The 10,941-nt window shown below is 42.6% G+C and carries 15 protein-coding genes; 12 read left to right on the top strand and 3 right to left on the bottom strand.

What is annotated here, in order from left to right:
• The first annotated feature begins 179 nt into the window (after positions 1-179).
• Entirely contained in the window at positions 180-383 is a 204-nt protein-coding gene (locus tag Xinn_RS18740) for a hypothetical protein (protein WP_086953547.1), read from the top strand.
• Positions 384-430: 47 nt separating this feature from the next.
• Here Xinn_RS18740 and Xinn_RS18735 read toward each other — a convergent pair whose 3' ends face one another.
• Entirely contained in the window at positions 431-1,111 is a 681-nt protein-coding gene (locus tag Xinn_RS18735) for a hypothetical protein (RefSeq protein ID WP_086953548.1), read from the bottom strand.
• 540 nt (positions 1,112-1,651) lie between these two features.
• Here Xinn_RS18735 and Xinn_RS18730 point away from each other — a divergent pair.
• From Xinn_RS18730 to Xinn_RS18715, 4 genes are all read left to right on the top strand, one after another.
• Positions 1,652-2,815 carry a tyrosine-type recombinase/integrase gene (locus Xinn_RS18730; RefSeq protein WP_086953549.1) on the top strand — a complete coding sequence of 388 codons (1,164 nt, stop codon included), beginning with the start codon at positions 1,652-1,654 and terminating at the stop codon, positions 2,813-2,815.
• Between the two features lie 39 nt (positions 2,816-2,854).
• A complete protein-coding gene (locus tag Xinn_RS18725) occupies positions 2,855-3,079 on the top strand; it encodes a helix-turn-helix transcriptional regulator (RefSeq protein WP_086953550.1) in 225 nt (74 codons plus the stop codon).
• Positions 3,080-3,146: 67 nt separating this feature from the next.
• Positions 3,147-3,428: a helix-turn-helix transcriptional regulator gene (locus tag Xinn_RS18720; protein WP_086953551.1), complete on the top strand. Its 282-nt coding sequence runs from the start codon at positions 3,147-3,149 to the stop codon at positions 3,426-3,428.
• An 18-nt stretch (positions 3,429-3,446) separates the two neighbouring features.
• On the top strand, positions 3,447-4,379 hold the full coding sequence (locus Xinn_RS18715) for a hypothetical protein (protein WP_086953552.1): 933 nt from the start codon (positions 3,447-3,449) through the stop codon (positions 4,377-4,379).
• Positions 4,380-4,779: 400 nt separating this feature from the next.
• Here the strand turns inward: Xinn_RS18715 and Xinn_RS22225 are convergent, their stop codons facing one another.
• Positions 4,780-4,926, bottom strand: a complete 147-nt coding sequence (locus Xinn_RS22225) for a hypothetical protein (RefSeq protein WP_169923618.1) — start codon at positions 4,924-4,926, stop codon at positions 4,780-4,782.
• A gap of 54 nt (positions 4,927-4,980) precedes the next feature.
• Positions 4,981-5,163, bottom strand: coding sequence for a YlcI/YnfO family protein (locus Xinn_RS18705; RefSeq protein ID WP_086953553.1), 183 nt, complete (start codon positions 5,161-5,163; stop codon positions 4,981-4,983).
• A 190-nt stretch (positions 5,164-5,353) separates the two neighbouring features.
• Between Xinn_RS18705 and Xinn_RS22220 the strand changes: the two genes are divergently transcribed.
• The 7 genes from Xinn_RS22220 to Xinn_RS18670 all read left to right on the top strand — a co-directional run.
• Complete coding sequence (locus tag Xinn_RS22220) at positions 5,354-5,545, top strand: hypothetical protein (RefSeq protein ID WP_169923617.1); 192 nt, start codon at positions 5,354-5,356, stop codon at positions 5,543-5,545.
• Positions 5,538-5,708 carry a DUF4222 domain-containing protein gene (locus Xinn_RS18700; RefSeq protein WP_086953555.1) on the top strand — a complete coding sequence of 57 codons (171 nt, stop codon included), beginning with the start codon at positions 5,538-5,540 and terminating at the stop codon, positions 5,706-5,708. The genes Xinn_RS22220 and Xinn_RS18700 overlap by 8 nt, the downstream gene beginning before the upstream one ends.
• A 2-nt stretch (positions 5,709-5,710) precedes the next feature.
• Positions 5,711-6,016 carry a hypothetical protein gene (locus Xinn_RS18695; protein WP_086953556.1) on the top strand — a complete coding sequence of 102 codons (306 nt, stop codon included), beginning with the start codon at positions 5,711-5,713 and terminating at the stop codon, positions 6,014-6,016.
• On the top strand, positions 6,010-8,280 hold the full coding sequence (locus tag Xinn_RS18690; protein ID WP_086953557.1) for a DUF5906 domain-containing protein: 2,271 nt from the start codon (positions 6,010-6,012) through the stop codon (positions 8,278-8,280). Before Xinn_RS18695 ends, Xinn_RS18690 begins: the two co-directional genes overlap by 7 nt.
• Before the next feature lie 180 nt (positions 8,281-8,460).
• A complete protein-coding gene (locus Xinn_RS18685) occupies positions 8,461-8,682 on the top strand; it encodes a hypothetical protein (protein ID WP_086953558.1) in 222 nt (73 codons plus the stop codon).
• Positions 8,683-8,927: 245 nt separating this feature from the next.
• Positions 8,928-9,713, top strand: a complete 786-nt coding sequence (locus Xinn_RS18680) for a hypothetical protein (protein ID WP_086953559.1) — start codon at positions 8,928-8,930, stop codon at positions 9,711-9,713.
• Between the two features lie 871 nt (positions 9,714-10,584).
• The coding region (locus Xinn_RS18670) for a helix-turn-helix domain-containing protein (RefSeq protein WP_244590260.1) at positions 10,585-10,941 on the top strand (357 nt) is incomplete at its 3' end.

The raw sequence follows: 10,941 nt of genomic DNA, 5'->3' as shown, positions 1-10,941 counted from the left end.
TGGAAAACGAGCTTGGGCTGAAAAGAATTTAGCTCAAATCTAAACTCACAGTGACACCCCAAAAATAGGTAACTGTCCGATCAAGTTTGAGTCAATACAATTTGATTTACTTTGAAAAGAACAGGCGGAAGCAATCATCCGTGGCTAGATACACTGTCATTCACCACACTGAATCAACCATGCTAGAGCAAACCTTAGTTATAGAAAAAGAGCTGGGTGGCAATTTCAAAGCATCAATACAGTTTGATGATATGCCTTCATTTGAGAATGAAAAAGAGGCAGCATTGAAACTAGCTGACTGGATGAAGCGCATGAGTGAAGCAATAGAAAACCATTGGCAGGATAAAACGCAGCACACAGAGGCAGCCTCTTTTGCTGAATAGTGGGACGCATTAAAACCCCAGAGCAAATGATTCTGGGGTTGCAGGGGTTACTTTTCCCAAGGGCGCCAAATTCTGCCTGGCTGAGAATCTCCGCTGTTTTGACGCGATTGCGTATCAGGGCGTCTATAGGGATGAAAAGCACTGCCAGCACCATCGATTTGTCGTGTTTGCCGCTGAGTAGAAGTTCCTGCTTGCTGAACAACTTGTTGAAATGGTAAATGTAGGCCAGAAGGACCGGGCTGAGGACTTCTTGCTGGAGAATGTACAGGGCTTTGGTAATTTCTTAAGCTGTCTCGGATGTGTTGATATTTTCTCTCAGTCATCCTTTCTTTAAAACGATTAAGGTAAGATGGGTCCAGTGGTGAAAAGCTCGGTAGTATAACTGTCTTATATGCATTAAGTGTTACATCATAGCCAGAATGGTTGGTAAGTTTATATACTGAGCATTCGCTGTTCTTGGTTGCGGAAGACATTAGTCTATCATGTTCAAAACCCAATTGGTGTAGCTTCTTTGGTAAGGAATTAGAGGCAGAACTCTTTCGCTCTAAAATTAAATGTGCTCTTTTTCTTAGATCATGCCGTACATCTTCATTTTCAAATACAACAGTTAGCGTTCTTGTTCTGTTCTGATTGATGGACTCATGGTGTTCACATAGCACAGGGGTGCCATTGGGATTGCGAGTTTTTTCTAATTCGCGAAAAAATGCCTCCAATGCGAGATCAGGCATAACCACCTCCAAAAAAATAACATATTTGCAACAACTCATACCCCATCGCCACAGCAAAACAAGCGAATAAACCTTAACTATCAGTAACCGACAGAAATTAAACACAATATTGCTTTACCCATTCCCTTGAGTGGTTAAAGCAATAACCCATGCTGCCACTTCGTTCTCATCGCGTACCCAACGCACACGGACTGGTGGCATTTTATTTTCCCCTGCGCCGGGTTATCGCCGTCTGCCGGTATGAGCTATGACAGGACTCCTTACCTCGAGCGTACCGACAGAATCAAAAATAACCCATGCCACCGTCTGATAGAACGGTCATTATCAGCAACATCCGCTGTAGGCAGACGAAGCGATGTGACAGCCGGAAATGTAAACTCTATAAATGAGAAGGGGCTACGTGTGTTCGTGTTTATTGCAACTTGATGAAAACAAAAAATAAATACTAATTCAAGGTTTCTATTTGTTTTGGTGTTTTCTGACTGTTTCACCACTCTGTGTATTGCAATGTGTATTGCAAAATAAAAGGAGGCTCGCTTAATGGCGGTCAATAAGCTCAGTGATAGAAAACTCAGAACCTTATACGGTAAACCTATTGAGAAACAACAGACGATAGCAGACGGGAATGGGTTATCAATCAGGGTAAGTAAACTGGGAACAATCAGTTTTGTTTTCTTCTACCGTCTGTATGGGCGAGAGAGTGCACCGATATGGTTAACCTTGGGCAAATACCCTGATTTAGGTCTTAAAGCCGCAAGAGAACAAAGAGATAAATGCAGAGCATGGTTAGCTGAGGGGAAAGACCCAAGAATTCAGATAAAAATAATAAAAGAAGATACATTAAAGCCAGTGACCGTAGAAGAGGCCATAGAATATTGGTTTAATAATTACGCCATCAATAAAAGAAAGGCAGCAATTACCATTAGAAGCTATTTTGCTAAGCATATTTATCCAGAGATTGGAAGTATTCCATTAAGCGAATGCACACTACCAATGTGGGTTAGTTGTTTTGATAAAATTAAAAGAAATGCACCAGTACAAGCAGGGTATCTTTTAAAAACCTCACAGCAGGCATTGAAATTTTGTAGAGTAAGAAAATACGCAATTAGTCACGAAATAGATGATTTAACCGTGAGTGATGTGGGTGAAAGAGCCAATAAACGAGATAGAGTGCTAACAACGGATGAATTACGCGATGTATGGCATTATGTTAACAAAGAATATGACAACCATATTATTTCACATGAAAACAGAATTATTCTTCGGTTTTTAATTATATTCGGTTGTAGATTGTCTGAAATATTACTTTCAAAGTGGAATGAATGGGATTTTTCAAATGAGATATGGCGAGTGCCACCAGAGCACAGTAAAAGTGGAAAAGAAATCATCAGGCCAATTCCAAGTAATTTAAAAGATTGGTTATTGCTATTAAATCAATCAACGAAAAATAGAGGGTATGTTATTGGTTTTGAGATAGAGCAAAAATCAGTAAGTACAAATATTTCAAGAATATGGAAAAGATTAAATCATCAAGAGAGATGGACGGCTCACGATATGCGCCGAGTACTGGCAACCAATCTCAGTGATAATGGCTTTGAACATAATGTAGTTGAGCAGTTATTAGGTCACACATTGCATGGTGTTGCAGGAATATATAATCGAAGTAAATATATGGACAGGAAAAGAGACGCGCTTTATTGGTGAGTTGGTTATTTAGATTCTTTAGTTAAATGAGGTCAGGCTATGATACATATATTAACTCGTGAAGAATTAGAGTGTGATGATAAGATTGATCGACTAATCAAAGATAAAGAATGCGAATGGCTAACTTCAATTAAATGGAAGCAGAGGGCCTTACTGGAGAAAAAAGGGGAATTCCCTGCAAGAATAATAATTGGGCCACAAACTAAAGTTTATCGACTATCCGAGATTCAGGCATGGATAAAAGGTACTTGGAAGTCTGAATAATATTAAGGTCTTATAATTAATCCCTTTCCCCGCTCGCGGGGTTTTTTATTTTGGAGAATATAAAAATATGGTAATGAAATTTACTTCACCGACAGCACAAGAACGCCAATCAATTTTAAATGAGTATGGTGAGAAATATGATCGCAGAATAAGAGAAAAAGAATGTGAACACCTTTCCAGTTTATCCCGTTCTCGTCGCTGGGTATTAGAGGAGGAAGGCAAATTCCCTAAGCGTGTTCCTCTGGGGCGTAATTCTGTTTCGTGGTTATTAAGTGATGTGCTCTGGTGGGTACGCAATCCGCCAACAGTAAACAATGTAAATAACCCGTATAGCCGAAAATCGAATTAATTAAGACAGGGTAAAAATATGACCTCTAAAAATATGGCCTTAATCGGTCAGGAACTCGCTTACTCTGAAACTAGCCAGAAGGATATTTCAATTATCCGTAAGGCGGTTATATCAGGTAACTGGACAGCAATTAACAAAGGTATTTGCACACTCACTGATCTGGGCTTACGTCATAACGGTCAGGGGCTGGTTTGGTTAAATTCTGGGGTATCGGTTCATGATGCAGAGTGCGATACAGGGCTAACTGGAAAGGCTAAAGCATCATTCGACTACCACGCGACGTTATGCCCAAGTAACGCATTGGAAAACAAAGATTATTATGGGTTTGCCCAGCTAAAGGATGTCGATAGCTACGCCTTGAATATCATCGCTTCAATCAGTTCTGAATATCACGCTCGCAAAAATGGCACACCTTTAGCGACGTTCGCATTACTGATTGACCAAAAGCTGCGGAAACAGGCTGCGGATAATTGGGTTTTATGCCGTAACCCACACCAGCCAGATAAATACACCATTCTCAATAAGCAGCACCATAACGAACTAGCGAAATGTTATCAGGCTAAAGGCTGGAAGCATGAGCCGTTGGAATACCTGAGCAAGCTAATTCGTAATGACGCTGAGTTCAGCAAACTTATGCGTCGGCTGGGTTATATCAAGGTTCGCACCCGTCAAATTACAGGAAAAATAAATGATGTCTGGGTTTATAGACATAACGAAAAAGGCATGAAAGAGGTGCGCACAAAAGAAGTAAGTAAAATCAATAGGTTTACTCCATTTGTCCAGTATGCAAAACAGCCACTCAGAACATTTGAACGCATTGCTGTCGATGGTCAGTGGCTCTATGTCTATGCCGATCATATTCGCTTTCTGACTAAAAAGCGCCACCGTGTCGAAGGTGTTCGGGTTCAGGGATATACGGCGAAAGGAGTAGAATTGCGAGAGGTGGCGTGATGAAGACCACCCAAAGCCCGAATTCGAGCTTAGACCGCAACCCATTGATATGTATTCAGACGCCAAATTTGGCGCATGGTCACTCTTTAGCTGCCCCGATTATTTCAGGTCAGCTACCTAACCCATTGATATTTAATCAAGCTGCAAATTTGCAGTCTGCTTATAATTTGAGCACTGAAAATATCGGTGTGCAAGCTGGTGGCTATTTGTGCCGACGAAATCCGTCGATACAAAATCCAATATCCGATTATCGAACTTTGAGCGTAACTGGCAGTTACTCACAAACGGCTGTGTGCATAAATACTATTTACTCGCAAAATCTGCGCAACTCATTTAGAGGTGTACAAAAAGAAAAGGATAGCACGGCGAATGCTACCCTTTGGCGTCAATCAGCTTTGAATCAATTGGTTAACTGCCCCTCTTTAAGAGGTTCAGTTAGGCTACCATCTTTAAGAGGGTTGGTTAGTAAACGCACTAATTGTAACCCCTCTTGTGAAGGTATTGGGATTTCCTCAATACCTAATACCTTCCCATCTGCGGCAACCATAATGATTTCCGTAACAGTTGATTTGAACCCAGTGAATAATATTCACTTGGTTAGTTATTGCTCAGGTGATGCTTTGGCTTTGCGCTGTCGGCGCTTGATCTCACCCTGTAACGCAGTGACGATAAATTGCGCCGTATTTTCACCCGGTTCCTTTAACAACTCTACGTTATCAGCTACCTCATGCGGTACTCGTGCACTCATCTTTTGTGATTTGTTATTGATGCTATCACTTGCCATTACTGATCTCCATGTTTATTTATGGGTGCCAGTATACACAAAAATAATTCGAAGAAAAAGGTTGAAGTGGGTGCCAGCTTGTATTTATACTGGGTGCCAGTTGGATGTTGCAGCATTCAATAAAAACAAAGCTCCGCTGGATTGCAGTCCACACGGAGCTTCTAACCACAATGTTAACTGGAGTAACACTATGGCTATTCAACAGCATACTCAAACTCGCCTTAAATTTACATTCCTAATTGCATCAGGCACTCAGCGATTGGTGGATATTCATCCGGTGCGCCTTATTACTGTACTGGCAGACAGTGAGCATGAAGCCCGTCTGCTGGCTGGTATCACTTCTCTGATATTCGTGTCTCGTCAGGGGGTGAACTATGCGTGACCCTGCTCCCCATGACTACTACACCCATAAGAACGGGGAAACCGTCCAAGTGCTGTCAGTGGCCTTTAATCGCGTGACGTTTGTCCGTGAAGGTTATCAAAGCCCGTGCACTATGCCTTTAAGCCGCTTCACTCACGAATACACCTACGCAGGGAGAGCCTGATTATGTCTGATATCTATAACCATTTGGTACGTAATAACTTTAGCGCTATGAGCACTGAGGAACTCAAAGATTTACGTAAACATTCATGTGGTGCACACAGCGGAGTTATGGCGGCAATGTCTGCGATAGGGGAACTGGCTTTCTGGTCAGCCGAGAACGAAAGTTATTCAAATGAACAATCAAGAGATGATTTGCGCCGTATCGGTGAAGCCTTAATGTATTTACCCCAGATAGCCGAAGCCCTGAATGACACAGCACAACATGCTCAGTTTGAAATTCATCACCGTGAGGGCTTTCCGCAATGGTAACGCAGATTGATATCAAGCTGGTGAAAGTGGCGGCTCAAAATCAATGGCAAGGGTTGTTGTCAGCCTGCGGTGTGAATGTTCCAGAAAAGGGTAAGCAGGGTGCTTGCCCCATTTGCGGCGGTACTGACCGATTTCACTTTATCGATGACCACGGAAACGGAGACTGGCATTGTCGCCAGTGTGATAACCCAAATCACGGGGATGGCTTTGATTTGCTGGTGAGAAGTCAGGGGATAACACTGACCGAAGCAGTAAAAGCCGTTTCTGATGCGCTGGCACTACCTTTGCCTGAACCCGCCAGAAAGGAGGCTCCAAAATCAGAGTCTCCTCCGATAACCGAGAAAGTTAACAAGCTGGTGGAACAGTCCATTGCCGGGCAATCCGACTACCTGACAAAAAAGGGGCTGCAATGCCCCGATCAGCGGCTGCTTAAAGACGGTTCTTTATTACTGGTGATTCAGGCACTGGACAGCACGATAACGGGTGCTCAGATAATCAAACCGAACAGTGATAAGCGCCTTGTCTCTGGTACGAAGAAAAAGGGGAGTTTTATCCCCTTATCAGCGCTGGGTGGAACACCAGACACGATCATCATTACCGAGGGCTATGCAACGGCCTTAACAGTGAGCCAATTGCATGAGGGGGTGATACTGGCTGCGATTGATGAAGGTAATTTACTGCCCGTTGCCGAACAGGTCAGAAAGCGGTGGCCTGAATCGAAAATCATTCTTGCGGCTGATAATGACTGGCACGAACCCGGAGAACTGGATAGCAACGGCAAGCCGAAAAAGAATGTGGGCAAAATGGCGGCAGAGAAGACAGCCAAAGCGATTAACGGGTGGGTATCTATACCACCGACCGAACATAAAGCCGACTGGGACGATTACCGACAACGGCACGGTATCGAAGCAGCAAAACAAGCGTTTCGTGAAGGATTGTATCAATATTATGCAGGGGCAGAACTGGATATGTATGAGCTGGGCAGCGGTGAAGTGATTACAGGTGAAGAATTAGCCTTGTTGGAGAAAATGAACAAAACCTACACCCACATTACCATTGGCGGCAAGCATCGGGTTGTCAGCTTAAAGCCCTGTCAGGTGAACGGGGTCACGCATGTTTTCGAGGAACTGACCCAGTTTAAAAACTACTTTCTGCACGAAGGACGGATCGCTAAAAAGATGTCACTGGGGGAAGCATGGCTAAAGTGGAAAGGGAAAAATTATAAGCCTGACGGTGTGGGGTTTTATCCCGATCCGAAAAGATGCCCGGACAGCGTATATAACTTGTTTATGGGGCTGGCTATTGATCCTATTGAAGGTGATTGCACGGTCTACCTTGATCACATTAAGCATGTGATTTGCGCGGGGGATGAGCGGGCTTACCAGTACGTTGTTTCATGGTTGGCGCATTTGTTCCAGAAACCCGATGAAAAGCCCTCCGTGGCTATTGCTATGAAATCGGTTCCGGGCACAGGAAAAGGAACACTGGTCAGGCCGTTACTGGAAATACTGGGGCAATATGGCGTACAGGTGAATGGTGCTGAACAGATCACCGCAAAATTTAACGCAACGATGGCCAATAAGTTACTGGTTTTTGCAGATGAAGCCACCGTAGCTAAAGCCAGTGACGGGGAGAAACTACGCGGAATTATCAGTGAACCCACGTTTAATCTTGAGCGTAAAGGCATCGACGCGGAAGCAATGGTGAACTTTTCCCGCCTGATTTTTGCCAGCAACAGCACTCAGGCACTAAAAGCCGGAATTAGGGAAAGGCGCTATCTGGTACTTGAACCTGACGGAACGCGGGCACAGGATAAAGCCTACTTCGATAACCTTTATCAATGGCTGAATGATAACGGGGTGGCTAAGTTGCTTCATTATCTGCTGAATTATGATATTTCACACTTTGACCGCCACCGCGCACCCCAGACCGATGCACTCAAGGAAGAAATCCTGTTCGGACTCACCGGGCTGTATGCGTATTTGTATGCAGAGCTGGCGAAAGAGGAACCATTTCGGGGAATGGCAAGAATTCCCGTGAGTGAACTTATCGATAATTACTTACTGTGGTGCAGAGAAAATAACGAGGAAGAGACAGAACCTGCTGCCCGTCGGCGTGTGGGTAGCACGATGGTTAAAATGGGGCTGGATAGCTCAGGACGACGAGGCCGGGGGGTAGGTATTGTTTACGAATTACCCAGTCTTAACGAATTGAGGGTCAGATTTGCCCAAATGATAGGTATGGGGGTAAGTGATGTTTTCTGAGCTAAAACACAAAATAACTGTACCATCTGTACCAGTTATCATTAATTGTTTATTTATCAGTATATTAAATTGGTACAGTTATTTAAATATCTGTGCCATATCTGTACCAAAACTGTACCTATTAAAAAGAGAAAGCCAGCCAGAAAGAAACTTTTCATTCTCTGGCAGGAGGGATTCATTATGATGTCTACCCCTTTTTATGCCGTTAAAGCAGTCTCTCCCACTAACGGAAAATGGCGCGTATTGTTTGATGATGGTGATAGTGATTGGGTGGTTGCCTGGGCAGTCGTTGAAATCCAGAATCACAAAGAAGATCCCTGTGAGCTGATATTACCCTGCGTTGTCTGTAACGGCTCGATTGAACCCACGGATTTAGGCATAGAGTTAAAGCAGGAGTTTTAATGTCAGTGGTACAGATAAGGCGCTGTTATTGACAGTTAATTTTCGTATCTGCACCACATTAACTAACTGATATTAAGATAAAATATCTCAAGTGGTACAGATGGTACAGTTATTTTGCGATTTTTTCGTTAAGGGCTAAAACCGCAGTAAAAAACAGTTTTCTTGTACATATAAAATTAACAAACAATGCCAGCTGGAATAAAAATCTTCCTTTCTTGGCAGGCAAATTAAAGAGGCAAGTAGAGATGATAAAACTTATAGATAATCAGCCAATAGGTCAGAAAATGACTTCCCAAGAGCGGGAGCGGTTCAAGAGCTTCGCCAGAGAATGTGAAATTAATAAGGATGCCGAAACGCTTTCTAAAACGCTGCTTATGATAGCGCATTGGTTTCGTCAGGGGAGTGTGATCCCTTTTACTGAGTATGCGTCGCAGTGGACGACAGCCCAAAAGAACAGGACAGACGGCAACGCCTCAACCGAAGCCATGAAAAACGAGTGGCCATTGACAGGCAGGCGTTGTATTGAAGATGGCTACTCAGAGTATTGGCAACAGGGTATTGCTTCACACAAACCCGAACATTGGGAAAAACAACCTATAGAGGGGCAGATTGTTCAGGCGCTGAATGGGCTGATTATCCAGTTCCCAAGCTTAAGTGCTGACGGATTAGCAACAAGGCGAGGCAAAGAATATGAACTCCGCCCACAGATATTGATCGGTAATGCGATGTTTTACCGTGAAGTAGAAAGCTGCTTACGCTGGCTGGCACGTCATAACCTGATGTACGCCAAAACCAAGCAGATAACCAAAACAGGGGATGTTCTCACGTCGTATACGTTCAAGCATATCGTTGAACGCGAGAACGCCGATAAGTTTAGCCATACTGATGAACCTCATTATATTCGTAATATGGCTTTCATTGTGGCGATGGTGATCGCAGGTTATAAAGTGTGTGCAGAGGATGCTGACTCCATGAATGCTCTGTTTAATATCTCGAAAGCAGAAATCAAGAAATCGGGTGTGTTGAATTAATGGCATTGTCGAAAACCGACAATGAAAGATAACACCTATCATATTGAAATATATCGATAATATTATGTTTTTTGAGACACTGAAAAATTGAGCGACAATTAACCTACAACGATTTAACATTATATCCAATTGAATATAAAGGATAATATTTCCAATTGTCGGTTTGTCGGTGTTGTCGGTCAGTTTTCACTATATATACAAAAAAATAGAGCTGCTGATAGATTGGCAGTTTAAATATCTGGAATGTATTACATATAATCTGATTATCACAACGAACAAGGATGATATAGATGTTTCTGCAATGGATTAAACGCGCATTTATCTGGGTAATAAAGGGTATTTTTAATGAGATTAGAGGGATGGCATCAGCATTCTGTGTATTAGGTATTCTTGTGAGTGGCCTTGAGCTTAAATTCCGCCTGATCTTTTTGGCCTTAATAGCAGTTCTTTATTCACCTGAAATTTGGCGGCTCCTGAAAACCAGAATAAACAATAAAAATCGGCGTTAGTTGATTCTGGCATGCGTTTTATTGGATGAAAATATGATCAATTATGAATATTTGATATACCCACAAAGTGAACATCTTTTTATAACACCTCTATCATCTATTGTTATTTAACAATTAGCGCATTCTATTACGATGCATTGATTACTCATTTTTTAGTATGGGTTATTTAATAAATCACAATATTAACTAATGATAAGAGGGCAGCCTTATGAATCCACTAAATGCCTTTTCAAAATGGTAGGAGTATCAAAGAAACTCGATCCTAAATTTGCGAAATTTTTGTTCCCAAAACGCAAAATCACAGAAAAAAGGATCGAGTCATGCTTATCATACCACCCACTTCCCGAAATGAACGGCGGCAGATGAAAAAAATCGTTCAAAAAACACCTGATAAAAATTATGCACGCCGGATCATGGGGATACTTCTACTGTGCAAGATACATTCTGTTCCTCAAGTCGCTGGGCTACTTTGCTGCGCCGAATCTTCCGTTTGGCGTTGGCTGAAAAAGTTTAGAGAACACGGATGGGCAGGCTTGCAGAGCTTACCCGCTGGACGTCATATTCAGTGGCATTTAGCCCGTTATCTGCCTCTTTTCTATTATTTTTTAGAGCATGCTCCCCAGCAGTTTGGCTATATCGGTTCTCGTTGGAGTCTTTCGTTTTTTGTGTTTTTACTCAGAAAATATCTGCATATTACCCTTTCCATCAGCACACTTTAC

This window comes from Xenorhabdus innexi (assembly GCF_002632485.1).
In the GTDB taxonomy this organism is placed as follows: Bacteria; Pseudomonadota; Gammaproteobacteria; order Enterobacterales; family Enterobacteriaceae; genus Xenorhabdus; species Xenorhabdus innexi.
This window is presented reverse-complemented; position numbering and strand designations above follow the sequence as displayed.